The organism is Acidovorax sp. AC410, from assembly GCF_979253235.1.
The window spans coordinates 5,106,484-5,132,268 of sequence record NZ_CEEDCG010000001.1 but is presented as its reverse complement, the minus strand read 5'-3'; the positions used below and the strand labels follow the sequence as shown (position 1 = coordinate 5,132,268).

The following is a 25,785-nucleotide window of genomic DNA, read 5'->3' as shown; positions in this document are numbered from 1 at the left end:
ACACACGCCTCGATCTCGCTCAGACACATTCGCTGGCCTGGCGGTCAACCTGCAAGAACGGCCCTTCGCCGCGTTGCTGCGGGGCTCGGAGAGATCTCCGGTGCATTCACTGCCCTCATTGCCGCCTCGCCACGATGAGGCAGCTCCACCAATGCCCTTCACTGCAGCCCCATCGGTACACTGCGCAAAGGAAGCTTACCTCTAACGGTAGGTATCGGCTGCCGCCAGCACCGCAAACAACAGCCCCGTGCGCTCTTCGATGGTGGCGATGGGAGTCTGCTGGTAGTTTCCGAAGTCGATCTCCTCGGTGATCGGGCCGTGCTCGCGAATCTCGTCGGACTGGTCCAGGATGAAGCCTGCAGCCCTTAGCTGGCCGCGCTCCACCCAGCCCACCACCTTCCAGAAGCGCGTGGGCACGCGCATGCCTTTGCGGCGCTGGGCCGGGGGTACGCCGGCCTTGAGCTCGTTGAAGAACTTGTCCTCCACATCGAAGATGGGGCCGGCAAAGTACGACACCCTGTGGCCCGCCTGCAGGTGGTCCGAGATCAGGTCTTCCAGGTCGCCCCATTCCACGTTGTTGAAGTTGCCGATCATAGGCGTGGCGTTGGTGATGACGAAGGAATGCTTGTCCGCCTGGTCGAGTTGGTCTTCGTCCTCGCCCTGCACAGCGTCCTCCCGCTTGAAGAGGTGGCCACGCTGCATGGCGTTGCTGAAGATCGCATCGTCGGGCTGGTACTTGTCGTCCATCCGCGGGTCGAAGGTCCAGGCCGGTCGCTTGGGCATCTTCCCGTCCATCACGTTCTTCCACAGCAGCTTTCCGTCCACGTTGGCTGCGGCGAAGATGGCGGTGCGGCGCCGCGCGTGCATGAAGACGCTGTAGTTGCGGTACTTCAGCTCGCGCTCGTCGCTGTCGATCAGGGTCGCGGTGGCGCGGCCCACCTCGTAGGACATGTGTGCCAGCGGGACCTCGATGCCTGCGCCCAGGAAATGGGGGTCGTAGCCAGCGGCTCCGTCAAAGAAGGCCAGAGATCGGCGAACCAGCTTTTCCTCGGTGCCGCCCGACGCGTCGGACAGCGGCTGGGGAATGCCCAGCACCGCGGTGGCCATCTGCACCGGCCCGGCCAGCGGGTCCCTGGCCACGGCGCGGACCCGGGACAGAATGGCCTGCGCATGCGCGGCATCGGCGCCCTGGGCGGCCACCTTTTCCTTGAGCGACGCAAAGATGCGGCTGATGCGCGTGCCCTCGTTCGTCTCATAGGCAATGGCCGCCCTGGAGTCTCCCTGGCGCGCGGGTGTGTTGTCGCGGCGCATGACGGTGGGCTTGCCATTCACCAGGTCGACCCTGGGCACCCCTCCCCGGTGCAGGGCGACCACGAACCATTCATCGGTGCAGACAGGTGATCCCGACGAGCCGCGCAAGGTGTCCGAGCCGTAGTACAGCGAGTTCTGGTCGGCGCTGCCTGCGATGCGGTCCTTGGGGGGCTCCATGAAATAGTTGTCGCGGATGACGATCTTCTTGCCCTGGCCCAGCGGGTGCTGGAGGATGTTGGCCGCCTGGCGCCTGTTGGGGTCGACCTTTCCCGTCTCCTCAAAAAGCCGCAGGTAGCCGAAGTCGCTCAAGGCTTCGCCTTGCCCGGTGGCTGGCGCCACGGCCACGAACGCATAGTCCAGGTCCTTGTCCGCCAGAAAAAGCTCCGCAGGATTCAGATCGAACAGCTTGGGGGTGCGGGGCTTGCCGTCCAGCCCGTCCTCGTAGTCGAACGACACAAAGGATGCCACGGCGTAGTCCACCGACTTGAGTACATGCCAATTCGTCAACAGCAGCCCGGGCGCCACCAGGAAGCCCGTGGCATCGCCCTCCTCGTCGATCACTCCACGCACGGTGATCTTGCCCACCGCACGCGCTGCGAGCAAGGCGATGTGCAGGTAGCGGATGGGGCGCAGATCGTTGTCGCCAAACGCGATCTCCTGGCCTGCGATATCGGCTGCCAGCAAAGGGGGCAGCTCGGCCGGGGGCGCATCGGGAACCGGGGGTTCGGCCAGCCGCGCCTTGAAAGCGGCATTCGCCAGCACCCCCAGGCGCTCGGACTTGGAGGTGAACTTGTGGGCATTGGTCACACCGAGCTTCAGGCGCTCCTGCACCACCTGCTCGATGGGCGCAGCAACCTGCGCCTGCTGGAAGCTCTGGAATCGCCGTGCCGCGGCTTCGAGATCTGCGAGTTGGATGCCCATACGCCCTCCTATCGGTGCGATTTTTTAACACCTCTGTATGACAACGGCATCACAAAAAATGGCAGGCCCGACGTTGGCAGCGCCGTTTTCAGCCAGCTACGGGCCCGGCATCCATCCGGCCCTGGGTCTCAGAAAGGCCCGCGCGCCGCCAGCACCAGCCCGCCGACCAGCAAGAACACCACCCACGACAGATGCCTGCCGCGCGTGAAAACCAGCGGAAAGACGGCAGACACCAGGGCGGTGATGCCGATGACCAGCAGCAGCTCGTCCCTCCCCACCGGGCCATGGCCCAGCGCAAACACCAGGTACGCCAGGGCCCACCAGGCCACCGTGGTCAGGTGCCAGGCAAAGCGCAGCGTGCCGGCCGTGAAGGCCGTGCTGCCCAGCACCTTGGGCAGGCTGTCCTCGCGCCGCAGCAGGCGCATGAGGATGTAGCGCTCGCCCAGGATGGAATGGGCCAGGCCGGTCAGCCAGATCAGGGCCGCAGCAACAGCGAGCATGGGTGATATCTCATAAGGACACGATGATAGTTACCACGCGGGTGCCAACCAAGCGCCCCGGCGACACGCCAAGCCCACATAATGCCGACGAAGAGATGCTGGCGCGCCCTGGCTGCACCGGCACGATTGCAGTAACCCAATGCAACAAGGAGGAAAGAAACCTATGAACACACAACCCGTGATCCGTCTGCGGCACGCCTGGCTGCTTTGCGTGCCGCTGATGCTGGCCACCCAGGCCGCGCAGGCGCAGGAGCAGTTCGTGGACCTGCGCTCCAACGGCGGCTACACCTCGGCCCGCCTGGCGGACGACGTGACCCAGGTGGACCTGGCCGAGCAGACCCAGGGCGCCTGCCGCTTCAACCGCACCTGGGGCTACGACCTCACCAACCGCGAGCTGTGGACCAATGGCGGCTGTGGCGGGCGCTTCAAGGTCACGCGCAGCTACGCCCAGGGCAATAACAACAACAACTCCAACAACGCAGGTGCAGCCGTTGCGGCCGTGGCCGCGATTGCGGGCATTGCGCTGCTGGCCAACCACAACAAGCATGACAACGACCGCAGGCCCGACTACCCGGACTACGGCAACGGTGGTGGCGGCGGCCGGGGCGGCGAGATCCGCGTCAACGGCAACCTGTGCCTGGACGTGAGCAAGGGCAACTTTCGGCCCGGCAACGCGCTGCAGGTGTTTGCCTGCAACGGCACGGATTCGCAGCGCTTTCGCGTAGGCCGTGGTGGCGAGATCCGCGTGCGCGACTTCTGCCTGGACGTGGAGCGCGGCGACCCGCGCGACGGCGCCCGGGTGGTGCTGTGGTCGTGCTCGGGCGCCCCCAGCCAGAGCTGGACGACGCGCGGCGGACAGATCGTGAGCCAGTTGTCGGGCAAGTGCCTGGACGTGGTGGACGGCCAGATTCGCCAAGGGCAGCCGGCCATGGTGTGGCAATGCAACCGCAGCCCCAGCCAACGCTGGTGGTGGTAGGAGCGTCTTAAAAAACTCTTCTGGCGTTGTTGCTGTGTCTTGTCGTACTACTCGTACTGCCTGCGACACAGCGCCTAGCCAGAACCGCTTCGCTGAGTTTTTTCAGCCACTCCAAAACGGCACATTCACGATCCCAGCAGAAACAGCCAAGAGGACTACCTCATGACAATATTGAACCGAGCCATTCTCCTGCTTTGCGCAGCCGCTTGCAGCCTGACCTTTGCAACGGCAGCCACCGCCCAGACTGCCGAGGCACCCGCTGCCGCCAAGCCCGCCACAGCAGCGCCCCACGCCCACAAGAAGGGCTCGGGCCGCTCCCCTGGCGAGCGCCTGCAGGCCATCTGCACGGCAGCCGACCTGGACCACGATGGCAACGTGTCGCTCGACGAGTTCCACCAGGACATCGTGCAGAGCTGGCACAGCCTGGGGCCCGATGCCAGCGGCCATGTCGTTCTGGCCGAGCTGGCCCAGGTGCCGCGCATGGGCAAGGGCCGCATCAAGCGCCTGGCCGCCACCGACAAGGATGGCGACGGCAAGCTGTCGTTCAAGGAAGTGGTGGAGGCACGCATGGCCTACTTCGACGCGGCCGATGCGGACAACAACGACCTGCTGTCGGTGCAGGAGTGCGTGGCGTTTGAGAAGAAGCGGCGGGCTGCCAAGCCCTGAGCGAAGACACCCTTCAGAATGAACGACGGGGCTTCGCGGCCCCGTTTTCTGTTGTTCCTCTTGTTTTGCCCGCCAGGCACGCGCTAGCCGCACCGCTCACAAGTACCCCTGCGCGGCCAGCAGCAACCAGAGGGCGCCCGCGCCGGACCACAGCGAAGCCGTAGCGAACAGCAGGGGGCGAATCGGCACGGGGCGCCAGAACACCAGGGCATACAGGCCGCCCACGGCAAACGGGGCGCAAGCCAGCACGGCGAGGCGCCCCCCGAAAGATTCGACCAGCGGGCGCCCCATGAACATCCACGCCAGGCCCGCGGCGCACAGCAGCAGCGCCAGGAACACCTTGGAAGCGCGCTGGCCCCGTGCCGCCCGCCTCTGGGCGGCCTGCTCCGCCCGGGCCTCCCATGCCATCCCCGCCACCGGCGACAGAATCACCATCGCCAGGCCCATGCCACCGCTGAACCAGGGCACATGGGCGGCCAGAAGGACAGCCGCCACGATCCCGGCCACCAGCGACACCAGCACGCGAGGCGCGGCAAGCATGTCCAGGAGAGGGTCGAGCAGTTCATTCATGGGGTTTCACCGGGCTACGCGTGTGGGGAATGGCAGCCGAGATTGCGCGGCAGGCAGCATCAGAAACTTTCTGCTCTGCTGTGCAGGTGAACCTCGCTGAAACGCATGTAGTGCAGGTTCCCTTGCGCTTCGAGACTGCCCGCCTCCACAAGCGCAATCACGCGCAGGGCGTAGTAGCCAACGGGTACATCGGGAAGTTCCTTGGAGAGTGCCAGCCAGGCTGTGCCGACAATGCGCGCAGACTTGCGCCACCTCCCAGCTACACAGTCGGCCAGCAATTGCGCATCAATGCGCTGTATCTGATCTGGCGTCAGGCGGTCAACGAGCTCCTGCTCCTCTGGATCGAGCAAAGTGTCGGGCTCGTCTTCTGTCGGGCTGCTCGTATCCAGCGCCGGGTACTCCAGCACCAGGGGAGCGCGCAGGGAGGAAGAACCTTGACGATGACCTGGCCATAGCTGCGAAAAGCAGAAAGCCGCTCATCGTCGTCAGGCAGCGCCTGGATCACAGGCTCCGCTTCATACAGCACGGCCAAAGCGCGCTCATAGATCTCGTACAGCGCTGCTGCCTGTTCCTGCTTCATGCGTCGTCCAGTTCCGCTTGAGTTGTTTAACCCCGCAGGGCACCTTTCCAGTGTAGTTCGGCCGAGCGATCCATTCGGAAGTGCCCAATGGCTCACCCCATCGCGTGCACCAGCCCCCACAGCACCCCCACCCCTGAAAGCAACGCGCAGGCCGCAAACGCCGTGTAGCCCCAGGGCATGGGCCGGCCGTTGCCCAGCGCCCAGAGAAAGGCGATAGGAAGCGGCGCCACGGCGACTGCGGCGGCGCCGACCCAGAGTGCACCGGCCCACCAGCCGATCAGCCCACCCCAGACTAAGCCGAGCAGGCACAGTCCGAGCGCGGCGATGGGGCGGGAGATGTTCAAGGGCTCGCCCTGCCAGGCGAAGTCCGCTGGTGTTCCGACAGGGGTGCTCACGGTCGCGGGCTTGCCTGCGGCAGTGGCCACGGCATCGGCGTGCCACAGGATGCCGATGCCGGCGGCACCCAGCACCAGCCAGATGCCCATGCCGCCCGTGAACCAGGCGACCCACTGGGTGAGCGCCACGGCAGCCATCAGGCCCAGCAACAGGGGCAGTACCAGGCGTCCGTAGCACCGGTCGGCAAGGGTGGCGACGAATCTGGCCGGCGTATCCATGGTTTGATCGGTCCTTCCTTCAACGGGAGTCGGCAGGCGCTTGCACGGGAAAAGCGCCCCGCACCAAGGTGATGGCCTGCTGCGCGCTCCGCCAGAACCCCGCATCCCGCACCGGCGCGCCCCAGGCCTCCAGGTAGCGCAGCACGGCTTCGCGTTGCAGACGGTCGCGCACGCGGCGGGCGGTGTAGGCATGCACCGACTCGAAGGGCAAGGGGTCGCCGTGCTGATAAAAATCACAGCGCGGCGAGTCCTTCATCGCGCGCACGGCGCGCTGCATGCGGTTGCCGGTGTAGGTGATGAATTCGTTGATGGGCTCTGCGTCCGACGCATTGCTGCTGCGCACGGCCGCACCGTCGTGCCCGAATCGCTTGCATGCGTACTCCAGAACGAAGTAATCACCCGAACTGACGTGAGGCATGACTGCCGTGAGCTCCGGGCTGCACGCAGGTGACCACAGCAGCAGCGGCAAGGCACCAGGGGCGGCGCTGTAGGGTTGATCGGGAAAAGCCAGCGCCACCGTTTCAGCGCGCGCAGCCACCAGGGGCGGCAGGCCGGCGAACTGGTCGATCAACGTCGCCAGCGGTGCCTGGACCACGAACAGGTTGAAAAACGGGCGCTCAAGGACGTGGGACATGGGTAGTGCGTGCATCCGTGGCGCGGGCAGCAGGGCCGCGCGCACCATGGCACAGCCACGCCCCTTGCAAGAGGCGTGGCTGGCCCTGGCGGACAGTTCAACGTGCTGCAGTTTGCTTCCACCAGTTGGGCATGGCGGCCAGCACCTCGCCGCCCGCCTTGAGGCTGTTGGCCAGCTCCAGCGCGGCGCTGCCGGGGGCCGTGGCGATCAGGTACCAGTTGCCCGTGGTGCCCAGGCGCTGGGTAACCGTCAGGCCCTTGGCCTGGGCCCAGGCGCGCACCTGGGCGTCGCTCCAGTCGGGGTTGAACTTCACGACCACGCCGCCGGGCAGCGCCATCAGCCGGCCTGCGGGGGAGTTGCCCTCGCGGTACACGGGCGAGGTGTGCGTGCCGGCAGCGCCCTTGGCCACGCTCTGGTTGGCGGGCTGCAGTTGCACCAGGGGTGCTGGGCTGGCGGCCTCGCCCACGCTGCGCGCCTGGGAGCTGCTGCCCGCTTCGGGTGGGGGCGTGATGATGGCGACCAGGCTGGTGTCGAGCGTGATGGTGCGCTGGGTGTCGCCATCAAAGTAGTGGGCCGTGGTAGCGGCCAGGGCGCCGGTGGCCACCGCGCTGGCGGCCAGGGCCAGTGCGGCAAGGCGCAGAAGGGAGAACGTGGGGTGCTTCATGGTGCGAGGCCTCGGCAGGTATTCGGTGGAATGAAATGGGATGGGGTGCGGCAGGGCATGGGGCGCGGCCCTCAATAGCCATAGGCCCTGATGCTCCAGGCCGAGAGGCTGCCGGTCTCGCCCGTCCTGCCGTCGCGCACGGACAGGGTCCAGTTGCCGTCGGCGGCCTCGCCCATCAGGCGTGCGATGCCGAAGGTGAAGCCCCCTTCCAGTGCAGCGCCGCAGGTGACGGCGTTGGCCGCCGTGTCCTTGCACTCGCGCACCACCGATACCGTGCTGCGCGTGCCGGCAGGGCTGGTGAGCGTGATCTCCAGGTCGCCCACGTTGGTGTGGCTGGAGGTGAGGTTCAAGTCCACGAACTCGAGCTTGCCGATGCCGCTGCCCTGCAGGGTGAGGCTGCTGGTGGCGGCAGCGCCGTTGTCGGCAATGGCCAGGGGGCTGCCCAGCGTGGCGGCCTGGGTGGCGGTTTTCTGTGCGGGCAGCAGGGCCCAGCCTGCGGCGGCGCGCACGGCGGCCAGCGCGTCGATGGCACCGTAGCCGTACTCGTGGTTCACGTGCAGGCCGCCGCCGTTGGTGACCCAGCCGGCGTTGGCGGGGTCGGTCTTGCGCGCGGTGCGGGCGAGGATGGCGCGCACGTCGCGCCAGCCGAGCGCGGGGTTGGTCTCCAGCAGCAGCGCGGCCACGCCGGCCGCTTGCGGCGTGGCCGCCGAGGTGCCGTTCATGCAGCGCGTGTAGTTGGGGCTGCCGGTGATGTCCTGCGGCTTGTTGCCGTCGTTGTAGCCGCCCGCGCCCGACACATCGGTGGTGGTGGTCGTCTGGGTGCTGCAGAACTCGCCGCCATAGGCCGTGACCAGCAGGTTGGAGCCGGGCTCGGAGTAGGAGGAGCGCTGGCCCTGGTCGTTGAGCGCGCCAATGGCCAGCACGCCCTGGAAGTTGGCCTGGCCGTCGTAGTCCGAGCGGTCCTCGGGCGCACCGTTGCCTGCGGCCCAGGTGTAGATGGCGCCCTTGCCGCCCCGGCCCGCAGTGATGCCGGTGCGGATGGCGTCGCGCCACAGCTCGTCGGCAGGGGCCAGCAGGCCATTGCTGTCGGTGGCGCCGTAGCTGTTGGTGTAGATGTGGTTGCTGGCCAGGTCCTTGGTAACGGCATCGGCGCCGAAGGCGCCCGTGGTGGCCGACAGCAGGTTGTAGCCCACCAGGCGCGCGTTGAAGGCCACGCCCGTCACGCCCAGGTTGTTGTCGCCGATGGCCGCCGCCAGGCCGCCGCAGCTGGTGCCGTGCGAGCTGGTGGACGACGACGGGTCGCCATAGGCATTGGTGCGGTAGTCCCAGCTCTTGCCGGCCACCACGCGCAGGTCTTCGTGGAAGATGTCCAGGCCGTCGTCGATCACCGCAATCTGCACACCCGTGCCGGTGGCCAGCTGCCAGGCCTTGCCGATGTTGAGGTCTTCGCCCGCCAGGGCGGCCGGGCCGCCCGCGCCGCTCTGGCCGGTGTTCTTGAGGTGCCATTGGCGGCTGAACAGCGGGTCGTTGGGCACCAGGGCCGGCAGCGCGCCGCCCCCGCCCACGCTGACCAGCCCGCCCACCGTCACCACCACGTCGTAGAACGACTGGCTGCCCACCGTCAGCGTGGCGATGGTGAGCTGCCCGTTGGCCGGGTTGAAGCTGTCATAGCTGCGGTTGGGCCCCGTGGCGCTGAAGCCCAGCACGCTGCCCACGGTGATGACGACGTTGTCGTACTTGTTGTCGCCCACCACCAGGCTGCCGATGCGCACCTCGCTCGGGCGGTCGGGCGACCAGGTGGTGGCCGCGCTGGCCAGCCCGCAGGCGGCCAGCAAGACGGTGGCGAGCGCCAGGCGCGCAGGCCTGCGGAGGGAAGATCGTGGACGACGCATGAAAGACACCCCTGTTGGTTTTGGATCCCAGGCAACACCGAGCAAGTCCCTCGCAGGACCCGGCTTCCGTTGCCGCCTTGCGATTATCAAAACCGCTTTTGCTTTGCGCCAGTGAAATATGGCTGGGCGGTCGTCACTGGCTTCAGATCCTGCAGGCCATGGGCAGGTCGAAGGCCGGGTGGTCGGAGGACTGCGGGTTGCCAGTGTCCAGAGTTAGAAATTCGTTGAATAAATCTACCGACAATCCCCGCCATGCGTCGTTGCAAATGCTCGCCATGCGCCCGGCATGTCTGCGCTTTGCGCCTAGCTTGGCAGCGATTTCGGCAGATTTCTTTCTTCAACGAACTTCCAACTCAGGACACTAGGAGCGTGCGCGGCAGAAGGCATCGAAGCGAAACGTCCGAAAACCGAGGATCGCTGGGTAGTACCGACAAGCCCAGGGTGGCCCCTGGGCGCCGGAGGTGATACCCGGCGAGACCGGTTTGTCGGGCGTTGCAGCCGATGCTCCTTCTGCCGCGCACGCTCCTAGCCCGGGTGGGCGCCGTCGGGATCGTAGCGGGCTTGCGAGGCATGGCGTGCGGGTGCGTGGCGCGGTCAGGCGGCAGCGCTGCCGTGACCGGCGGGGACAAAGAAGGTGTCCAGCGTGGGAAAGCGGTCCGTGCCCTCGATGCAATCGAGCAGGTACAGCGCAAAGCCCGGATCACCCGTCCACAGCGAATAGCGCATCTGGCCGAACTGCGCGCGGTCGCGCTCGGTCTGACCGATGCCGTGCATGGCGAAGGCACGTGCGCGCTGCAGCCAGCAGGCGTCGCCCGTGCGCCGGTACAGCTTGAGAAAGGCATAGCCATTGCCGCCCGTGCCGTGGCACAGGTTGGAGCCCTTGCGCAGCGGCCCCGCGGCCCAGGTGGCCTCGGCGCCGGCCAGCAGCAGGTCGTCCAGCTCCGTGCCGGGAAAATCCCCCAGGCAGACCACGAAGCCCGGCGCACCGTGGCAGAACTGCATGAGCCCCGGCGCCTCGCGCAGTGGTTTGGAGCTGAGCCGTGCGCGCCAGCTGGCGCGGTCGCCATCCCACTCGGCCGTCTGGCGGATGGTGGTGGCGATGCATGCCTGCCACGCCGCCCAGTCGGCCGGCTCCAGCAGATGCCGCCCCTGCACCAGCACCGAGGCCGTGGCCACGAAGCCGTGCACCGCGTCGAGGTAGCTGGAGGTCTGGCCATACATGTCCTGCGTCCAGTAATGGCAGCAGTGCTCGTCGGACCAGTGCAACTCGGACCTCAGCTGCTGCGCCGTATCACGGTAGCGCTGGGCCCATGCGGCATCGCCCGTCTGCTGGTGCAGCCACAGCGAGGCCAGCAGCGTGCCGGGCGATCCCCACATCAGCTCGCGCGCCGGGTGCTGGCGTGTGGCGTCCACCAGCACACCCAGCCGGGCCAGGGTGTGGGCCGAGGGCGCCAGGCATTGCGCCAGCAGCTCGATGCCGGTATCGCCCATGAGGTAGCTGCCGAACGGCGCACCGCCCTCCCCCTGCCCCATGGCCGCCCGATTGGGCGCCAGCAGCGCGCGCACGTGCGGGCCGTAGTCGCGCTGCAGCTGGCAGGCGCCCCGTGCCTGCAGGCAGTGCAGCGCCCAGATCACGCCGCACGCGCCCCCATACAGCATGTACCAAGGCGCGGCGTCGCGGCTGTCGTGGGGATGGGTGGGCCACAGCCCCTGGGGAGTGAAGCGTGCCTCGGTGTCCTGCACGATGCGCTCGATGGCTTCGCGCGCGGCGGCTTCGTCCCAGGCTTGCGGGTCCAGCGGTTCGTGGCGGTCGGGTTGGTAGAGCAGCGTGGCGGACATGCGCGCAGTCTACCGGGGCACCACCCCGCTGGCGCCGGGCCGCCGCACCCCACCCCGCAGCCACTGGACAAGGAAGTACACCGCACAGGCAGCCATGCAAAGGCAGCAGGAGACCATGGACTGCAGCAGGGGCTTGCGCTGCTACCGGCAGGCGCACCACAGGCTACCTGGCGGTTACCTGCTCGCACGCCACCGCGACGCCGGACACCAAATCCTTCTGCGTGAAGACACGGGCGCCCGCGTGGTGCGTGATGACCAGAGCGCGGCCCGAAGCCCACCGTACCTGCACCACCGGCCCACCTGCAGCGCTGGTGGGCACGCCCCCCCGGTTGCTGTCGGCCGAGAAGACGCTGCCGGACGCATTGGGCAACGCGTCCTGTGCGCCAATGAGCGACACCTGGGTGGAAAAGCCCGTGCTCGCGCCGCAGTCGCGCTGAAAGACCACGGCCTTGAGGCGCTGGTCGGGCGAGACGGCCTCGGCAAGCACCCTGTTGCCGCACAGATCCGGGAACAGAAGCGACAGCGCACAGAGGCCCGCCGCGACAAGCAGGAGCAAGCCCAGGGCGGCGATGGCAAGTTGTTGGAAAAAACGTTTCATTCCAGACAGGCGTGGTGGCCCGGCAATATAGCCCCAGGCGGGCCACGCCCTTACGCCCTAACCCCCGCGCCATGCGCATCGAGCCAGGCGAAGATCCGCGTCCACAGGTCTTCGAGGTGGGCGGCCTTGGTCAGCACATGCCCCTCGCCCCAGTAGCGCACGAACTGCACCTCCTTGCCCAGTTGCACCAGGGCGGCGTACATCTCCTCTCCCTGGGCCATGGGCACGTAGTCCTGGTCGCCTTGCGCGATCATGAGAGGCGCGGTGATGCGCTCGGCCGCGAGCACGGGGCTGTTGCGCACGTAGCGGTCAAGGTCCTTCCACGGCGGGCCGTCCAGGCAGAACATGCGCTCGCACATCTCGGCCAGCGCGAGGCTGCCGTGCCCGGTACTGTCGTCGTAGCGCATGCGCGCATCGGCCGCGCCGTGAAAACTGATCAGGTTGGAGATACCCGCAGACGCGATGCCCGAGCGAAAGAGCGCTGTGCTGGCCAGCAGGCCCATGGCGGCCCAGCCGCCCAGGCTGTGGCCATAGACATGCAGCCGGGCCGGGTCGAGCAGGCCGGTGGCCACGCAGGCGTCCATGGCCTCCTGCGTGGCCTGGGCCACCACGGCGGCCAGGTCCAGCGGACCGGGCGCCGGGGGCAGGGGCAGTGGCACGTCGATCACGGCATAACCCCGGGCGGCCAGCAGCTGCATGTTGAACTGGCTTGGGTCGTGCAGGCCGAAGCAGGAGCGGGGTGCAGGTGGAGCCACCGCGCCCGGGTACACCCAGGCCACGGCCGGCCAGGGAGCGCGGCCGCCCACACAGGCCGGCGGCAGCAGCACGCGGGCCTTGCGCGGCTGGCCGTCGCTGCCGGTGAAGTCCACATCGCGCACCTCGCCCGCCTGCACCCCGGCCAGATGGGTGTTGGTGCCAAACAGCGCGCGCATGGCCCCGCCGCCCTGCCCGGCCAGCACCAGGCGGCTGCCCAGGCCGTCTTCCACCAGGAACAGGGCCTGGCCCGATGCGCTGTGTACGGCCACCAGCGCGCTGGCGCCGGCAGTCGGCACCTCACCGCTCCAGGCCAGTTGCCTGCGTTCCTGCGCGGCCTGGTGGCCGGATGCCAGGCGATCACGGAACGCGACGAGCGCCGGGTTGTCCGCGTGCTCGGCCAGGGGCAGGCGCCGCCCTTGGCGCAGGTCGTAGACCACCAGCTCACGGGGGAGATGCGCCAGCCCGGTGGTGGACGCTGCATCCAGAGGCTTCGGCGCCCCCGCAGCAGAAGCCAGCACGCTGACTGCGGCCTGGCCCGGCACGTCGAGCGCCTGCCACAAGGTTGCGGCCTTGCGCGCACCGCGCGAATCGAGCCCCGCCAACCAGGGGCTGCCGCCACCGGGCACGCAGGCGCAGGCCAGCAGGCCATCGCCGATCCAGTCGAACGGGCGCATGCCCAGCAGCTGCAGCTGGCCCAGATCGGGGATGGTGGGCTGCTGCGCGCCACCCGCCACTGCCGCATCGGCATGCAGCCACCCCATGCGGACGGACGTTCCGTCTTCGGACGCCACACCCAAGGCCAGGTAATTGCCACAGGGCGACCAGGTGGGGGCAAAGCAGTCAAACGGCAGCTCCAGCCGCTGGACCTGCAGGGTGGCCAGGTCTACTGTGCGCAGCTCGCCCCGGGCAATGCCGCAGAAGAAGAAGTCGGCATGCCGCGTGGCCTGCGCCAGCGGCCGCTGCATGCAAAACGCCAGCCTGGCCCCGTCGGGCGCAAAGGCAAAGCAGCTGCCATGGGTTTCATGGAAGGTGTGCAGCTGGAGCACATCGGCAATGGCCAGGGGGCGGGGATCGGGGTGGTGGCTTGGCAGGGTTGCGCTCATCAACATCCTGGTGGCAAAAGAGGACAAGGAATATGGCTGGGCGCAGCGCACGCGCGGGGCGTGCGCCAGGTCGCTGGCTGCGGTGCGGGAGGGGGAGTCTACGCAAGCCCTCAGTAACCGAATGCAACACCATCTTGGACCGGCTGCGCGCCTAGAATTTCAGGGCCTGCCGCCATGGCAGCCCGCCACGCCAGCAAGGAAGGAAGTACCGCCATATGAGCCCGCTCTCCGCCCATGAAGAAGAAAAGAAGCCGCACGCCGAGCCTGATCCGCTCGTGCTCTACGGCCACCCCTTCTCGTCGTACACGCAGAAGGTGCTGACCGCGCTGTATGAAAACGCCACGCCCTTCGAGTTTCGCGTGCTGGGGCCCGATGCGCCGCAGCATGCGGCCGCATGGCTGGCGAAGTGGCCGCTGCGCCAGTTTCCGCTGCTGGTGGATGGGGCGCGCGATGTGGTGGAGACCAGCATCATCATCGAGTACCTGCAGCTCAAGCACCCAGGCCCCATGCGCCTGATTCCGGGCGACCCGGTGGAGGCGCTGGACGTGCGCTTCATGGACCGGTTCTTTGATCTGCACGTGATGAACGCCATGCAACTGGCCGTGAACGGCGCGCTCACGGGCGATGCGGTCAAGCGCCAGGACGGCATGGCCCTGGCCGTGGAAAAGCTCGAGCGCGCCTATGCCTGGCTCGACACCCGCCTGGCCGGCCACACCTGGGCCACGGGCGAGCACTTCACGCTGGCCGACTGCGCAGCGGCGCCCTCGCTGTTCTATGCGGACTGGACGCACCCGATTGCCGAACAGTACCCGGTGCTGCGCGCCTACCGCGCGCGGCTGCTGGCGCGCCCCTCGTTCGCACGCGCGGTGGACGAGGCGCGGTACTTCCGGCCCCACTTTCCGCTGGGCGCGCCGGACCGGGATTGAGGCACAACACCCATGAACACCACCAAGCACTCCCTGCCCGCCCTGGACTGGCCCACGCTGCTGCGCCGGGCGCCCTTCTTCAGCGCCGCCATCATCGATGCGCTGTGCGAGGAGGAAACACCGCCCGGCCTGGCGCCGCACGTGCGTGCGGTCTACGACTTCGACCTGTTCGACGCCCAGGTCTCCAACGGCGGTGTGGACCAGTATTTCCGCAACGTGCTGCTGGAGGGGGGCGGCGACCCCGGCAGGGTACCGGCCTCCATCGCCCACAACCCGGCGCTGGCGGCTGCCCTGCCGTTTGTCGACGAGGTGCATGCCATCTGGCGCGCAATCGCTCCGGCCTACAGCGCCGCAGCCGAACGGGAGGACGAAGACGATGAGGCTGGCGCGGGTTCAGCCCCCGACTGTGACGCCGTCCTGGCCCCGTACAGCGAGCGCATCGAGGCCCTGCAGCAGCGCTTCTTTGCCGCCCACCATGCGATCCGCCAGGCGCTGGAGGCCGACATCGTGCGCGCGCCCGAGCGCTACTTCGCCCTCGCGGCCGTGCCCGGCCTGCGCGGCCAGGGCATCGAACATGTGGTGCTGGACGGCGGCGCGCACCGCCTGCGCTTTGACGATGGATTCCCGGTAGGGCCCAACACGCTGGAGAACGAGGACGGCAGCTGCGACGTGGTCTGGTTCTCGCGCGACCGCAGCTTGCTGCAGGTGGAAAGCTCAGGCTGGGCCGGCAACCGCGACCGTCGCTGGATCCACTACCCCAGCCAGGCCAGCGGCAGCTGGAGCTTCAACTTCAATGGCGAGGGCGAATCGGTGCGGCAGGACTCGCGCTCGCTGGGCCTTACGCAGCATGGATTGCAGGAGTTTCTGGGTGCCGACGGGCGCGTGCAGAACTCGGCCGTGTACTGGCACGGGCAGGAGCTGCGCCAGGAGTTTTTCTACCCCGATGGCGGCCTGCAGCTGCTGACCGAGCGCACCCCCGATGGCGAGCGCCAGCAGCGCCACTGGCCGGGCGGCAAGCCCCACACCGACTGCGTGCAGGAGGCCGACGGCCGCACCCGCTATACCCAGTGCCTGGACGCCGAGGGGCACGACCTGGCCCCTGGCGGCACCGGCCGCCTGGTTGAGCTGCTGAGCCTGGACGACGGCATGCGCCAGTGGCGCGAAGGCGCGCTGGTGGCCGGCTACCTGCACGGCCCTGTGCTGCGCATGGCAAGCCATCTGGACGGCAGCGGTGCACGCGAGACGGAGCGCAGGGAATACAAGCACGGGCAGGCGCAGGACTGGTGACGATGAGCACCAGCACCGCGCCCGACAAGGCCCTCGCCAAACTGCAGCAGTGGCTGGCCCACCCGGGCAACCGCGCCACGCTGCTGGAGCGCCCGGAGCGCGCGCTGACCGATTACGCGGAGCTGCCCGTGCGGCGCTTTTCCAACGCCCACACCGAAAAGGCTGCGGGCTATGTGCGATCGCCCTCCACGGTGTGCATGGACTCCTTTGCACCGCCGCTGCATGCGGCCAGTGCCTTGCCGGCCGCCTGGTGGGCCAGTGAGAGGCAGATCGAGGCCGACCCGCTGCTCACGCGTGTGATGCACCGTGTGCAGCAGGTGCTGCCCGGGCGCGAGATGCTGGCGCGGGAATGCGCGCCGCGGCCCTGACCTGACCCCTCAAATGGCCGCCATCCAGGCGTACCGGGCCTGAACCTCTGCTTGCTGCTTGCGGCCCGCGTTCGGAAAAGAAGCCGTCAGCGCCCCCGCCCCAGCCACAGTGCCACGGGCAGTGCCACCACATTCGCCAGGAAGCCCACCGGCGCCCAGAAGGTCTGCCAGCCCAGGATGCGGATATCGCGCAGGCCCAGGGACCGGACCATGCTGGCCGGGGCATACACCAGGATCAGCGCCGCAATGGAAATGCCAAACACCACCAGCAGGCTGGCCGCCCGCCAGGGGCGCAGGCCCATGCGCTCGCCAAAGCGTGCATGCACGGCATACAGCACCAGCAGGCCCAGCGCCAGCGCGGGCGCCAGCAGCCACAGGCCCAGGGCGATGAGTTCGGTGGGGTAGATGGTCATGCGGCGGCTCGTGTGCGGGCACGCCAGGCGGGCCCATGGAGTCGTCCTCTAGAACGCATCCTTGTACATGGTTGTGGCCAGCTCCAGGGCCAGCGCCTTGCCGCCCACCGCGCTGAGCACGTTGGCCATGTCCTCGGAGGTGTCGGCGTAGAACCAGTCGATGGTGAAGCGCAGGGTGCGGCCCAGTTGCTGCTCGCCCGCCACCATGGGGGGCTGGCCCAGGGTGCGCAGCTGCATGTTCTCGCCCAGGCGCGACTGCTCGCGCACCCACCACGACAGAAACTCCGCAGCACGCAGCCCCGCCTCGTTGCGCTGGATGCGGAATTCCAGCGACAGCAGCACTTCGTTGTCGAGCGCGCCGCCGGATCGGCGCAGCGCGGCAATCGGCAGGTCGGCATGCGGGCCGCCCGGCCGCGACAGCTCGGCCAGCGCCACCTCGGGCAGGTAGGTGTTGTCCAGCTGCGCCCGGGTCACGCCCGGTATGGCTGTCAGCGCGGCGATCAGGCGCACCACCTCCGCAGGGGCGTCCTGGTCCGGCTCCGCCGGCTCCCCGGGGTCGCCAAGCCTTGCGGCTTGCGTGGTGTCCGCAAATTCGCCGAGCGCCGCGGGTTGCGTAATTTCCAATGGATCGTTGGGGTCGATGGGCTCGGTCATCGCAAAGTCTTGTGGATGAGAAAAAAGGACACGGTGTAGGGATTGTCGGCGCGGCTGGCGGCGATTTTGGGCCTTTGGCCCTCAGCCGCCCCACTCCGGCACCTCGACGCCAAAGGCATCTGCCGCAAAGGCCTGGGCCTCGCCGAGCGTGGCAAACCAGTGGTCGGCGGCCAGCCGGCCGTCGAGCGACGCGCACACCAGCAGGCAGCCGCTGCCGCCGTCATCGGTGATCTCCAGGCGGAAATCCACGTCTGCGGAGCCCGGCGTGCCATCGTCCGCCAGGGACCAGCTGCCATCGGGGTCGACGGCGATCAAGAGGGTTCGGCTGGGGATCAAGGCGTGGACGGGCATGGATGAACGGGAGACAGCGGATGTTGATTGGGATGCAGGGCCAGCCCGCATTGTCTCTTGGTCGGCGGCAGGCACGACAAAAGGCCCACGCGCACCTTACCCTGCAGCCTGTGCCTCCGTGATGCTGCGCACGATCGCCTCCACATACGCATCGTGCAGCCCGCGCTCGGCCAACGCCTGGTGCAGCGAAAGCACGTAGTCGATGTTGGGCCCGAACACGCCCTTGGCCGCCGCCACCAGGCGGGCGACTGTCTCGGCGCAGGCATCGTGCTCGTGCTGCGGGTGCTCGGGGTTGGCGACGAAGGTGATGGCGGTGACGGACTCGCCGTTTTCCAGCTGCACGGGCTGCCAGCGCGGCAGGTAGCCGCCGCCGGTCATCTCGCGCGTCCAGAGCATGCGCACCTCGCCCTGGGCCTCGGCCTCGGGCAGGCGCAGGGCCACACCTTGCACAAAGCCCCCGGGCATGAGCGACAGCACGCGCCCCGGCCGCTCGGGGCTGCCACGCCCGGAGATGGAGCGCAGGCAAAAGCTGCGGTGCCAGCCCTGCAGCGTGGCCGTGTGCTGCGCCTCGAAGGGCATCAGCGGGTTCCAGATCAGCGAGCCGTAGCCGAACACCCAGGCAGGCCCTTCGGGGCGGTTGGCCCAGGCGTGGGCAAACGACGCCTCCACCCGCTCGTCAGACCACCATGCCGGGTGGGCGTCCATGTTCATGCGGTTGCGGAAACTGCCGTTGCTGAGGTTCTCGCGGGTGAGGATGGTCATCTTCAGTCAAAAACGCCCAAGGTGGGTCAAGTTTGCCATGCGGCACAAACCAACGGCCCACGCCACGCAAAAACCGGGCCGCCAAGGCAAATTGTTACGACCAAATGGGGCCATGCCGCCACACCGCGCCCGGTTTGTTTCTACCAACAGATACGTTGATCCCGCCGCGCCTGGCGCCCTGCCCGCCGCATGCACGGATAATCGCCGCACCACGGCCCCGGCCCGCGCCCGGCGGCACCGGCCACCGAACCGCCACCACTGGCGGTCTTGCCCCGCCACTTCCCGACAAGACATCCACCCACCCCATGCCCCAGGCCCTACGCAACACCTTCCTCACGCTGCGCGACCTGATCGTCTCGGCCGGCCCGCTGGCCTTTCTGGCCGTGGGCCTGCTGATCGCCGCCTACTGGTGGCTCAACCCCAACCCGCCCAAGACGGTGACGCTGGCCACCGGCCCCGCGCAGAGCGCGTACGAAGAGTTCGGCAAGCGCTACCAGAAGGCGCTGGCGGCCGATGGCATTGAGGTGGTGCTCAAGCCCAGCGCGGGCTCGTCGCACAACCTGCAGCTGCTGCGCGATGGCGAGACCGACCTGGCCTTTGTGCAGGGCGGCACGGCCGAGTTGCTGCCCGATGACCCGGACAACCTGGCATCTCTGGGTAGCCTGTTCGTCGAACCCATCTGGCTGTTCTACCGCGCCGACTCGGCCCTGCGCGTGACGGCCACCGGCCGGCTGGACAGCCTGCGCCAGCTGCGCGGCCTGCGCGTGAACGTGGGGTCGGAAGGCAGCGGCGTGCCGCGGCTGATGGAGCAATTGCTCGAGGCCAACCGCGTGGAGCCCAAGCAGGTGCGCCTGTCGCAGCTGGAGCAGACGCCCGCAACCGTGGCCTTCCTCGACGGCAAACTCGATGCCTTGGTGTTTGCCTCGGCCCCCGAATCGCTGATGGTGCAGATGCTGCTGCAGACCCCCGGCGTACACCTGATGGACTTTGCCCAGCACGAGGCCTACGCGCGGCGCTTTCCGTACCTGACGCCCGTGACCCTGCCGCGCGGCGTGGTGGACCTGGCCAGCAACATCCCGCCGCTGGACGCGCGCCTGGTGGCCACCACCACCTCGCTGCTGGCCCGCGACGGCACCCACCCTGCCCTGCTCACGCTGTTTGCGCAGAACGCGCAAAAGCTGCACGGCGGCGCCAGCTGGTTCAACCGCGCGCGCGAGTTCCCCAGCACCCGCCACAGCGAACTGCCCATCGCCAAGGAGGGCGAGCGCGCCATCAACGAGCCCGTGCCGATGATGCAGCGCTATTTACCGTTCTGGATCGCCAACCTCATCGACCGCATGTGGCTGGTGATGGGCCTGCTGATCGCCGTGCTGCTACCCCTGTCGCGCATCGTGCCGCCGCTGTACCAGTTCCGCGTGCGCTCACGCGTGTTCCGCTGGTACGGCCGCCTGCGCGAGATCGAGGACACCCTGGAGACCAACCCCGCCGGCCACCCCGAGATGCTCAAGGCGCTGGACGCGCTGGAGGCGCAGGTGGAGAAGATCAGCGTGCCGCTGTCGTATGCGGATGAGCTGTATGCGCTGCGCAACCATATTCAGATGGTGAGGAGGAAGTTGATGCGCGTGCAGGCGGGGGGTGTGGTGGAGGAAGTGCCTGCGGCGCAATCTGCGGGAACAAGCAACACCAATGAGAACCTCTCAATACCCTGACTTCCCCCGTGCTGGCGACGGAGCCCACGCAGCCCCTTTGAAAAATATGCCCGCACCGGGCTTTTGCCAAGCAAGTTAATTTAGGGCCAGAAGGAGGTGAAGGCGGTTTCGGGGTAGCACGAATGACAGCAGGACCAAGCCTGCGCCAACAGCCGCTACGAGGTATTTACCGCCCCGTGCCTCGAACTGGCTGATAAGCCAATATGCCATGTATGGCATTGCTGATTTCGCGCTGGCACTGTGCACAGGTAACCCCTCCGGTATGCCCATGGCCATAGCGATCAAAGCTGCACCGATAAAGAAAAAGAGGCATCTCATCGTCGATGCCATCTTGTTCCTCCTCGCCAGTTGTCTCGCACGTCGTTCAAGTTGCTGCAAGGGTCGACGTTTGGATCAAACAGAGGCCGGCATGATTTACCGCGCCCAGCAGCTGCTTCGGCAATGTGAAGCGGGCCGCGAAAATTAGGCCCCGCTTTCTGCGATAAATCCCGTCGCCTTCACGTTTCAACCAACGTAAGAGAATTGCATTGGATGGAGCAGCCTTGTGGTCAGTATGACTTTCCGAAGATGGCCGTACCGTCGAGCAAAGCCTTCTCCACTTCTGCTTCCATCCGCGCTAGATCTTCCTCAGATGGTAATGGCGCTGCGGGCCACATCTGCTCTATCGCCCTCCAGAACGATTCGATGGAACGGGCGAAGTCATGAAGCTTCTGCTGCTCAAGAACGAATCCCGCCAGGGATGGGTGGTAGCCGCGGTGAACACCCGCTGGCCAAAACTGAGGATGCGACAGCTGAAGTTTGTCCATCGTGGAGCCTGGGCCGTGCCGGCAAACATTCCCGAGCTTGTTCAGTAGGTCTAGCTCATCGAAGCCAGGTAAGTCATTGACCACCACTCCATGAAGACGATTAAATGCTGCGGTCACGGTAGGCCAAGGGAGGGCCTTGGAGTCCGCCTCCGCTTTTGGATCGGGAAGATCTTGAGCAAACGCACCGACGTAGCCGCGAAAGCCCCGTTCCCATGAGGCCTGAATTGACAGGCAGAAAGCGACAGACATGTCGGTCAGCATTTGTTCAGTGACCACCCTTCCCAACGCCCCGAGCATCACTGTTCGCGCATTGCCGGATGTTGTGTCAGCTTTGAAGCTGGCCAACTCCTCCTTGACAGAGAGGAAGGCGGGATCCACTACGTGCTTTAGGAATCGCTGTGCCAGTTGGTAATTGACCGCTGGCATGAATCTCGCCCGTGAGTAGCCACTCGGAAACACGCTCATAAAGGCTCCTAAATCAACCCGGCCGGCTCACCTGGCGGTCCCAACTGTAAATGATCAGCTCGCCCCGCTCCACCCGGTTGGCACCGCCGCCCACGGTGTAGTCGATGCGTAGCTCCTCCATGTCGAAGGCAGCGAAGCACTGGCGGATGGCTGGGTGGTCGTTGATGCTGATCACGGCCTTGCCCTTGATGGTCTTGAGCTTGGCAGCCATCAGCTCGTACTGGGCCCAGGGGAATGGGACGCCATAGCCCTCGGTCTCCCAGTACGGCGGGTCCAGATAGAAAGGGGTATAGGGGTCAGGTCTTGTCTTTTGCTTTACTCCGGTCACAGCTCCCTCGCATTCCCCGGCATCAAATCCCGCTGCGCCAACTCGATACGGCTGACACGCGAGACCGACAAGCCCAACTGGCGCGCGATCTGCGACAGGCTGATTTGTGACGCATAGTGCGCCTGCACCAAAGCTTGGCTACGCGTGGGGCACAAGGCCAGCCAGCCTTGCAGGCTCTTGGGGCTGGCGCGCTGTGTTTTTGGAATCTCTTTGGCACTGACAGCATGGTCGCTCGCAAGCGCCTGCATGCGCAGTACAAAGTCATCATCGCCCAGGTAAATCTGCTGGCGCAGGCCCTGGGCCCATAGCTGAACCTCTTGCCCCGCTTGCACCAGCGCGGCATAGGCCTGCGCGGCCTGGGCACATGCCCTCTCATCCTGTGGATCACGTCCCAGCAATAGCCCCAGACGGCCTGCACATCCAGCCATTCAGGGGCTGCGTTCTGGCCCGTTAGCGCGTGGTAGCTGCACCAAGGCCACTGTGCCGGGTGCTCCACCAAATTCGCGCACACCCGGTTCAGTTCCACATAGCGGCAAACTTCCAGGAGGTAGGCATCGCGGTCTACCAAAATGGCCTTGTACCGCCCCTGAAAGAGATGCCCCACTTTGCCGTGGCGCCGATTGAAGCGCTGGGTATAAACACCGTTGATGTGGCGCATCAAGAGCGAAAAGTTGGGCTGCCGGGTGTGCAGCACAAAGTGGTAGTGGTTATCCATCAAACACCACGCCAAGGCACAAGCATCAAACCGGTGCAGCGCTTGGCCCAAACGATCAGCAGGTCTTCGCGATCATCATCGCCCAGTACGATGGGCTCACGCCGGACCCCGCGAGGTCACGTGGTAGATGGCACCTGGAAACTCGATTCGCAATGGTCTTGCCATTTTCAGAACCTCCGCAAACTGACGGCTCAGTTTGGTGATGGAGGGAGTTGCTATGGATTGGGGGCAAAAGGCAAGACCTGACCCCTGCATCTACAGCCCAGAGAACTCCTAACGAGATGAACACACACGAAACTGGCTGGACCCATCCCAGACCTCTGCAAGAAAATCCTTACGCCATTGCTCCTTTAGTTTAGCCCTTAGCTTGTCGATAAGCACACTGGTGGTGTTGCAATTGAGGCCCAGCGCCAAAATGGCAGATCGAAATCGATGCTCACTAATATCTTCAGCCATACGTTCAAGCAACAACATGTCATCAGCACTTCCCGCAATACCAAGCACTCGAATTGCCTGATTTGCAACCTGTGTGTCACCTACAGCAACAAGCCCCCTCGCATAATCTGCAAATGCAGCCTTGTTTAGCTTTTGGTAGCCATTTTTCTCCATCTGCGCGAGGACGTCCGCTATTTCAAGTCGTATCCGCGGATGGTTTACAAAATCCCTATCTACACCGTATAAATTTGATCCATCCCATAATGAAATTAATGTTTGAGCAAGATATCCAGAATACCTCACTCTTTTGACTTCATTCATGGTTTTAATGACACGATCAAAATCCTGAGATCGGAGATCGTCAAGTAAGCGCGCCTCACTAACGGACGGCAAAACGGCAGGCGATCGGCTCTGACTTGACGCTCTTACTGCCTGTTCCTGTGCAACAGGCGCGTTACCGCCAGACGGGATGCCACCTGACTGATCACATCCTGCCAGCGCACAGCACGCAACAATTAGCCCATTTACTAGTATTGAGTTCAACATAGTTTAAAAAACTCAGCAAAGAAAATATCAACACCATTTCACGGCAGTGGAATTGGTATCGTGTACGTGCGAATAGGCTTCTCCCTCCACCTAATTTCATCCGACGTTAGCTTTTCATCCCGAACCCACCAGTTCATCTCGCGTATTTGAATCCGAATGAAGCGTCTCAATTCCGCACCTATCCTTTTCACGCCACTCACAGACGGTCAGTACCTCTCTGAATAACTCCGTCAGTGTATAAATTTGCTCCCGCCACTTTTGGTGTTCAATTATTTGAATGACAATTTCTATTACCGGCTTAACTGGAGAGCGCCCCGGAAATCGTGGATCCAAGTTCTGGCGGGAACTCGGGCCATAACTGAGCGGACGAAACCATGTGTAGCTCTCAAGAGGAATAGAGTTAGGCCGATAACTAATCTTCGACTTGAGTGATCCCCCCACCAAATCCTTGCAACTCATCGCTCCGCTAAGAAGTCCATAGAGATCAGTCAAACTTAATGGATTCCCCTCCACATACCCAAACCGATTGAACCCACCCTCCAGCCCAATCGGATCGGCCTGCGTATACCGCCCCCGCTCCGCACTGTAGCTGCGGAAGTAGTTGTAGTGCCCTACCCTGGATCCAGCAGTTGACCGCGCCAGTGTCCTCCAGCGAACTTGCTTGCGCAAGCAATGTCTCTGCTCACCGGGCACCCCAGTTGGGCGATTGACAAGGCGCTATGCATCCGATGGCACCGCGCTCGCCGCGCCATGCTGCGTTGCTCGTCCTTGCGCACAAGGGTGCGCAGCGTCCTCACGCCTTGCCTGGCACACCGATCACGGCACCCTCGGGCGCATTCAACTGCCGCATCCAGGGTCGCTTTCTTTGCCGTAGTACTGCCCCGGGTAGAGCAGGTTTAAGGTCACCTCGGGGATGGTGGTGGTGCCCGTGGTGGGGTTGGTGGTTTCGTTGGCGAAGCGCTTGGAGCCCAGGGTGGGCTGTTCGTCGCCAAAGGCGCTGTAGGCCAATTGCCAGACCATCTGGTCGTCTGGGGGCAAAAGGCAAGACCTGACCCCTTCATCCTTCGTGTTGTCGATCTGTCTGTCGATGAGCTGGATCAGTTAGCACTCGACACAGCCATCCTACGGCAGTTAATGCAAATTAACTGCTCCAAGCGAGCACCCGTCCTTTAGCAACGCGTACCAAATGGACTTATTGAAAAAAAATTCGATTTATTCGTCTTTTTCCTATCGAGAAAATAATTTTTGCAGCCATATGATCTAAGAACGAAAGCCAGATCACCGCATCCGCCTCCGCGATAATTAGAGCATCCAATCTAGCACACCGCAAAAATCCTGCCAAATTCGCCCGCAAATCATCCTCCGGCAATGTAAATATTACCTTCAGCTCCTCTAGCAAAATCGAGTTACACCCAACTCCAGAATCGTAATAACTAAACCAGGCATCATGAATTATCCAGGGTGTCAATTTCGTTGCACCAGAAGCTTCAAAGTAATTTATATATATATGCAAATTCAGATCAACATCGCCACTAACATCCTCAGCATCAAATTGAGCTATTGCGTCCTCAAGAATATCACGCAAAAAATCAATTCTTCCCTCGATTTGTTCGATGTCAGATAAATTCAGCTCTTTAACAAAAGAAGTCCAAAGCAATTTATTAAGCATATTTATCCTGGAATCGGTTCATTTGCAGCTCGCTCCCATTCTGGAAGCATTGCCGGCAGGTTTGGCTGGCAGTACATTTTCACGCGTCTAATAGCATCTCTCAATGCATCTTGAAGCTGAGGAATGGCAGTGGCATGCCCGGAATCCCTACCTTTCGTGCCCCCAGTTTCATAACTTGGAAGCCGCTTAGTAGTCAGCTTCCAATACCGGTTGGATGCCTCCAAAATTGCTTTTTTGCAAGCGTCACTACATCCATCTGGATAAACAATCGGCGGAGGTATCCGAATTGGCTTGGGAACCATTCCAGCTTCGTTGCAAGTAGCAGCATTTGCTGGACTTTGATAGCACCATTGCGCAGTAGTCTGCAAACCTAGGGAATCAGTTAGTGTCAGCGCATTCCCCTCAACATATCCAAACCGATTGAACCCACCATCCAGCCCAATCGGATCCGCCTGCGTATACCGCCCCCGCTCAGCACTGTAGCTGCGGAAGTAGTTGTAGTGCCCAACCCTGGATCCGGCAGTTGACCGCGCCAGTGTCACCCATCGAGATCGCAGGCGCAAGCAAAGTATCGGGTCGCTGGGCACCCCAGTTGGGCGATTGACAGCGGCGCTATGCACCCGATGGCACCGCGCTCGCCGCGCCATACTGCGTTGCTCGTCCTTGCGCACAACAGTGCGCCGCGTCCTCACGCCTTGCCTGGCACGCCGATCACGGCACCCTCGGG

General features: G+C 64.9%; 30 protein-coding genes and 2 pseudogenes. 7 read left to right on the top strand and 25 right to left on the bottom strand.

The window, feature by feature from the left end:
• Window positions 1-201: 201 nt before the first annotated feature.
• The gene (locus AC0IZS_RS23730; protein WP_471637901.1) at window positions 202-2,232 is read right to left on the bottom strand and encodes a DNA/RNA non-specific endonuclease; all 2,031 of its coding nucleotides are present in this window, start codon (window positions 2,230-2,232) and stop codon (window positions 202-204) included.
• 128 nt (window positions 2,233-2,360) lie between these two features.
• Window positions 2,361-2,732, bottom strand: coding sequence for a hypothetical protein (locus tag AC0IZS_RS23725; protein WP_471637900.1), 372 nt, complete (start codon window positions 2,730-2,732; stop codon window positions 2,361-2,363).
• A gap of 163 nt (window positions 2,733-2,895) precedes the next feature.
• Here AC0IZS_RS23725 and AC0IZS_RS23720 point away from each other — a divergent pair, with 163 nt between their 5' ends.
• The gene (locus tag AC0IZS_RS23720) at window positions 2,896-3,708 is read left to right on the top strand and encodes a lectin (RefSeq protein WP_471637899.1); all 813 of its coding nucleotides are present in this window, start codon (window positions 2,896-2,898) and stop codon (window positions 3,706-3,708) included.
• Window positions 3,709-3,870: 162 nt separating this feature from the next.
• Entirely contained in the window at window positions 3,871-4,374 is a 504-nt protein-coding gene (locus AC0IZS_RS23715) for an EF-hand domain-containing protein (RefSeq protein WP_471637898.1), read from the top strand.
• Window positions 4,375-4,470: 96 nt separating this feature from the next.
• Here the strand turns inward: AC0IZS_RS23715 and AC0IZS_RS23710 are convergent, their stop codons facing one another.
• The 10 genes from AC0IZS_RS23710 to AC0IZS_RS23665 all read right to left on the bottom strand — a co-directional run bounded on the left by AC0IZS_RS23710 (window position 4,471) and on the right by AC0IZS_RS23665 (window position 13,624).
• On the bottom strand, window positions 4,471-4,944 hold the full coding sequence (locus AC0IZS_RS23710; RefSeq protein ID WP_471637897.1) for a hypothetical protein: 474 nt from the start codon (window positions 4,942-4,944) through the stop codon (window positions 4,471-4,473).
• Between the two features lie 59 nt (window positions 4,945-5,003).
• Window positions 5,004-5,294 (bottom strand): DUF3658 domain-containing protein, encoded by a 291-nt coding sequence (locus tag AC0IZS_RS23705; RefSeq protein WP_471637896.1) that lies wholly within the window; start codon window positions 5,292-5,294, stop codon window positions 5,004-5,006.
• Window positions 5,255-5,524 carry a hypothetical protein gene (locus tag AC0IZS_RS23700; RefSeq protein WP_471637895.1) on the bottom strand — a complete coding sequence of 90 codons (270 nt, stop codon included), beginning with the start codon at window positions 5,522-5,524 and terminating at the stop codon, window positions 5,255-5,257. Before AC0IZS_RS23700 ends, AC0IZS_RS23705 begins: the two co-directional genes overlap by 40 nt.
• 92 nt (window positions 5,525-5,616) lie before the next feature.
• Window positions 5,617-6,138, bottom strand: a complete 522-nt coding sequence (locus AC0IZS_RS23695) for a hypothetical protein (RefSeq protein WP_471637894.1) — start codon at window positions 6,136-6,138, stop codon at window positions 5,617-5,619.
• 19 nt (window positions 6,139-6,157) lie between these two features.
• Window positions 6,158-6,772 (bottom strand): hypothetical protein, encoded by a 615-nt coding sequence (locus AC0IZS_RS23690; protein ID WP_471637893.1) that lies wholly within the window; start codon window positions 6,770-6,772, stop codon window positions 6,158-6,160.
• A gap of 97 nt (window positions 6,773-6,869) precedes the next feature.
• Window positions 6,870-7,436, bottom strand: coding sequence for a S8 family serine peptidase (locus tag AC0IZS_RS23685; RefSeq protein WP_471637892.1), 567 nt, complete (start codon window positions 7,434-7,436; stop codon window positions 6,870-6,872).
• A gap of 71 nt (window positions 7,437-7,507) precedes the next feature.
• The gene (locus tag AC0IZS_RS23680) at window positions 7,508-9,328 is read right to left on the bottom strand and encodes a S8 family serine peptidase (RefSeq protein ID WP_471637891.1); all 1,821 of its coding nucleotides are present in this window, start codon (window positions 9,326-9,328) and stop codon (window positions 7,508-7,510) included.
• A 594-nt stretch (window positions 9,329-9,922) separates the two neighbouring features.
• Entirely contained in the window at window positions 9,923-11,167 is a 1,245-nt protein-coding gene (locus AC0IZS_RS23675) for a lanthionine synthetase C family protein (protein WP_471637890.1), read from the bottom strand.
• A 163-nt stretch (window positions 11,168-11,330) separates the two neighbouring features.
• Window positions 11,331-11,765: a hypothetical protein gene (locus AC0IZS_RS23670; RefSeq protein ID WP_471637889.1), complete on the bottom strand. Its 435-nt coding sequence runs from the start codon at window positions 11,763-11,765 to the stop codon at window positions 11,331-11,333.
• A 50-nt stretch (window positions 11,766-11,815) separates the two neighbouring features.
• A complete protein-coding gene (locus AC0IZS_RS23665; RefSeq protein WP_471637888.1) occupies window positions 11,816-13,624 on the bottom strand; it encodes a S9 family peptidase in 1,809 nt (602 codons plus the stop codon).
• Window positions 13,625-13,839: 215 nt separating this feature from the next.
• Here AC0IZS_RS23665 and AC0IZS_RS23660 point away from each other — a divergent pair, with 215 nt between their 5' ends.
• The 3 genes from AC0IZS_RS23660 to AC0IZS_RS23650 are packed head-to-tail and all read left to right on the top strand — an operon-like array spanning window position 13,840 to window position 16,205.
• Window positions 13,840-14,550, top strand: a complete 711-nt coding sequence (locus tag AC0IZS_RS23660; RefSeq protein ID WP_471637887.1) for a glutathione S-transferase family protein — start codon at window positions 13,840-13,842, stop codon at window positions 14,548-14,550.
• A gap of 12 nt (window positions 14,551-14,562) precedes the next feature.
• Window positions 14,563-15,837, top strand: coding sequence for a DMP19 family protein (locus AC0IZS_RS23655; RefSeq protein ID WP_471637886.1), 1,275 nt, complete (start codon window positions 14,563-14,565; stop codon window positions 15,835-15,837).
• A gap of 2 nt (window positions 15,838-15,839) precedes the next feature.
• The gene (locus tag AC0IZS_RS23650) at window positions 15,840-16,205 is read left to right on the top strand and encodes a hypothetical protein (RefSeq protein ID WP_471637885.1); all 366 of its coding nucleotides are present in this window, start codon (window positions 15,840-15,842) and stop codon (window positions 16,203-16,205) included.
• A gap of 86 nt (window positions 16,206-16,291) precedes the next feature.
• Here the strand turns inward: AC0IZS_RS23650 and AC0IZS_RS23645 are convergent, their stop codons facing one another.
• The 4 genes from AC0IZS_RS23645 to AC0IZS_RS23630 form a co-directional block, all read right to left on the bottom strand.
• Window positions 16,292-16,618 carry a hypothetical protein gene (locus AC0IZS_RS23645; RefSeq protein ID WP_471637884.1) on the bottom strand — a complete coding sequence of 109 codons (327 nt, stop codon included), beginning with the start codon at window positions 16,616-16,618 and terminating at the stop codon, window positions 16,292-16,294.
• 48 nt (window positions 16,619-16,666) lie between these two features.
• Window positions 16,667-17,272, bottom strand: a complete 606-nt coding sequence (locus AC0IZS_RS23640; protein ID WP_471637883.1) for a hypothetical protein — start codon at window positions 17,270-17,272, stop codon at window positions 16,667-16,669.
• A gap of 81 nt (window positions 17,273-17,353) precedes the next feature.
• Entirely contained in the window at window positions 17,354-17,608 is a 255-nt protein-coding gene (locus tag AC0IZS_RS23635) for a hypothetical protein (protein ID WP_471637882.1), read from the bottom strand.
• Window positions 17,609-17,719: 111 nt separating this feature from the next.
• On the bottom strand, window positions 17,720-18,385 hold the full coding sequence (locus tag AC0IZS_RS23630; protein ID WP_471637881.1) for a gamma-glutamylcyclotransferase: 666 nt from the start codon (window positions 18,383-18,385) through the stop codon (window positions 17,720-17,722).
• Window positions 18,386-18,690: 305 nt separating this feature from the next.
• On the opposite strand from AC0IZS_RS23630, the gene AC0IZS_RS23625 reads away from it, so the two are divergent.
• Window positions 18,691-20,094, top strand: coding sequence for a TAXI family TRAP transporter solute-binding subunit (locus tag AC0IZS_RS23625; RefSeq protein WP_471637880.1), 1,404 nt, complete (start codon window positions 18,691-18,693; stop codon window positions 20,092-20,094).
• Between the two features lie 208 nt (window positions 20,095-20,302).
• Window positions 20,303-20,560, top strand: a complete 258-nt coding sequence (locus AC0IZS_RS23620; RefSeq protein ID WP_471637879.1) for a hypothetical protein — start codon at window positions 20,303-20,305, stop codon at window positions 20,558-20,560.
• An 82-nt stretch (window positions 20,561-20,642) separates the two neighbouring features.
• Here the strand turns inward: AC0IZS_RS23620 and AC0IZS_RS23615 are convergent, their stop codons facing one another.
• The 9 genes and pseudogenes from AC0IZS_RS23615 to AC0IZS_RS23575 all read right to left on the bottom strand — a co-directional run bounded on the left by AC0IZS_RS23615 (window position 20,643) and on the right by AC0IZS_RS23575 (window position 25,705).
• Window positions 20,643-21,365 carry a hypothetical protein gene (locus AC0IZS_RS23615; RefSeq protein WP_471637878.1) on the bottom strand — a complete coding sequence of 241 codons (723 nt, stop codon included), beginning with the start codon at window positions 21,363-21,365 and terminating at the stop codon, window positions 20,643-20,645.
• An 8-nt stretch (window positions 21,366-21,373) separates the two neighbouring features.
• Window positions 21,374-21,660: pseudogene (locus AC0IZS_RS23610) on the bottom strand (DNA adenine methylase); the annotation flags it as partial.
• 29 nt (window positions 21,661-21,689) lie between these two features.
• Window positions 21,690-22,121, bottom strand: a complete 432-nt coding sequence (locus tag AC0IZS_RS23605; protein ID WP_471637877.1) for a sigma factor-like helix-turn-helix DNA-binding protein — start codon at window positions 22,119-22,121, stop codon at window positions 21,690-21,692.
• A 152-nt stretch (window positions 22,122-22,273) separates the two neighbouring features.
• Window positions 22,274-22,408 (bottom strand): annotated as a pseudogene (locus AC0IZS_RS23600) (transposase); the annotation flags it as partial.
• A 273-nt stretch (window positions 22,409-22,681) separates the two neighbouring features.
• The gene (locus tag AC0IZS_RS23595) at window positions 22,682-23,164 is read right to left on the bottom strand and encodes a hypothetical protein (RefSeq protein ID WP_471637876.1); all 483 of its coding nucleotides are present in this window, start codon (window positions 23,162-23,164) and stop codon (window positions 22,682-22,684) included.
• Window positions 23,165-23,503: 339 nt separating this feature from the next.
• Complete coding sequence (locus tag AC0IZS_RS23590) at window positions 23,504-24,082, bottom strand: RHS repeat-associated core domain-containing protein (protein ID WP_471637875.1); 579 nt, start codon at window positions 24,080-24,082, stop codon at window positions 23,504-23,506.
• A gap of 144 nt (window positions 24,083-24,226) precedes the next feature.
• Entirely contained in the window at window positions 24,227-24,427 is a 201-nt protein-coding gene (locus AC0IZS_RS23585; RefSeq protein WP_471637874.1) for a hypothetical protein, read from the bottom strand.
• A gap of 154 nt (window positions 24,428-24,581) precedes the next feature.
• A complete protein-coding gene (locus AC0IZS_RS23580; protein WP_471637873.1) occupies window positions 24,582-25,058 on the bottom strand; it encodes a hypothetical protein in 477 nt (158 codons plus the stop codon).
• Window positions 25,059-25,060: 2 nt separating this feature from the next.
• A complete protein-coding gene (locus AC0IZS_RS23575) occupies window positions 25,061-25,705 on the bottom strand; it encodes an RHS repeat-associated core domain-containing protein (protein ID WP_471639567.1) in 645 nt (214 codons plus the stop codon).
• Between the last annotated feature and the right edge of the window lie 80 nt (window positions 25,706-25,785).

Bases quoted from the DNA above. Each gene is read 5' to 3' on its own strand.
- AC0IZS_RS23650 (WP_471637885.1), top strand. From the start codon at position 15,840: ATGAGCACCAGCACCGCGCCCGACAAGGCCCTCGCCAAACTGCAGCAG.
- AC0IZS_RS23625 (WP_471637880.1), top strand. From the start codon at position 18,691: ATGCCCCAGGCCCTACGCAACACCTTCCTCACGCTGCGCGACCTGATC.
- AC0IZS_RS23720 (WP_471637899.1), top strand. From the start codon at position 2,896: ATGAACACACAACCCGTGATCCGTCTGCGGCACGCCTGGCTGCTTTGC.
- AC0IZS_RS23695 (WP_471637894.1), bottom strand. From the start codon at position 6,138: ATGGATACGCCGGCCAGATTCGTCGCCACCCTTGCCGACCGGTGCTAC.
- AC0IZS_RS23680 (WP_471637891.1), bottom strand. From the start codon at position 9,328: ATGCGTCGTCCACGATCTTCCCTCCGCAGGCCTGCGCGCCTGGCGCTC.
- AC0IZS_RS23710 (WP_471637897.1), bottom strand. From the start codon at position 4,944: ATGAATGAACTGCTCGACCCTCTCCTGGACATGCTTGCCGCGCCTCGC.
- AC0IZS_RS23725 (WP_471637900.1), bottom strand. From the start codon at position 2,732: ATGCTCGCTGTTGCTGCGGCCCTGATCTGGCTGACCGGCCTGGCCCAT.
- AC0IZS_RS23620 (WP_471637879.1), top strand. From the start codon at position 20,303: ATGTATGGCATTGCTGATTTCGCGCTGGCACTGTGCACAGGTAACCCC.
- AC0IZS_RS23615 (WP_471637878.1), bottom strand. From the start codon at position 21,365: ATGAGCGTGTTTCCGAGTGGCTACTCACGGGCGAGATTCATGCCAGCG.
- AC0IZS_RS23665 (WP_471637888.1), bottom strand. From the start codon at position 13,624: ATGAGCGCAACCCTGCCAAGCCACCACCCCGATCCCCGCCCCCTGGCC.
- AC0IZS_RS23660 (WP_471637887.1), top strand. From the start codon at position 13,840: ATGAGCCCGCTCTCCGCCCATGAAGAAGAAAAGAAGCCGCACGCCGAG.
- AC0IZS_RS23605 (WP_471637877.1), bottom strand. From the start codon at position 22,121: ATGGCTGGATGTGCAGGCCGTCTGGGGCTATTGCTGGGACGTGATCCA.
- AC0IZS_RS23690 (WP_471637893.1), bottom strand. From the start codon at position 6,772: ATGTCCCACGTCCTTGAGCGCCCGTTTTTCAACCTGTTCGTGGTCCAG.
- AC0IZS_RS23580 (WP_471637873.1), bottom strand. From the start codon at position 25,058: ATGCTTAATAAATTGCTTTGGACTTCTTTTGTTAAAGAGCTGAATTTA.
- AC0IZS_RS23595 (WP_471637876.1), bottom strand. From the start codon at position 23,164: ATGAATGAAGTCAAAAGAGTGAGGTATTCTGGATATCTTGCTCAAACA.
- AC0IZS_RS23670 (WP_471637889.1), bottom strand. From the start codon at position 11,765: ATGAAACGTTTTTTCCAACAACTTGCCATCGCCGCCCTGGGCTTGCTC.
- AC0IZS_RS23700 (WP_471637895.1), bottom strand. From the start codon at position 5,524: ATGAAGCAGGAACAGGCAGCAGCGCTGTACGAGATCTATGAGCGCGCT.
- AC0IZS_RS23575 (WP_471639567.1), bottom strand. From the start codon at position 25,705: ATGGCGCGGCGAGCGCGGTGCCATCGGGTGCATAGCGCCGCTGTCAAT.
- AC0IZS_RS23645 (WP_471637884.1), bottom strand. From the start codon at position 16,618: ATGACCATCTACCCCACCGAACTCATCGCCCTGGGCCTGTGGCTGCTG.
- AC0IZS_RS23730 (WP_471637901.1), bottom strand. From the start codon at position 2,232: ATGGGCATCCAACTCGCAGATCTCGAAGCCGCGGCACGGCGATTCCAG.
- AC0IZS_RS23655 (WP_471637886.1), top strand. From the start codon at position 14,563: ATGAACACCACCAAGCACTCCCTGCCCGCCCTGGACTGGCCCACGCTG.
- AC0IZS_RS23640 (WP_471637883.1), bottom strand. From the start codon at position 17,272: ATGACCGAGCCCATCGACCCCAACGATCCATTGGAAATTACGCAACCC.
- AC0IZS_RS23685 (WP_471637892.1), bottom strand. From the start codon at position 7,436: ATGAAGCACCCCACGTTCTCCCTTCTGCGCCTTGCCGCACTGGCCCTG.
- AC0IZS_RS23630 (WP_471637881.1), bottom strand. From the start codon at position 18,385: ATGACCATCCTCACCCGCGAGAACCTCAGCAACGGCAGTTTCCGCAAC.
- AC0IZS_RS23715 (WP_471637898.1), top strand. From the start codon at position 3,871: ATGACAATATTGAACCGAGCCATTCTCCTGCTTTGCGCAGCCGCTTGC.
- AC0IZS_RS23675 (WP_471637890.1), bottom strand. From the start codon at position 11,167: ATGTCCGCCACGCTGCTCTACCAACCCGACCGCCACGAACCGCTGGAC.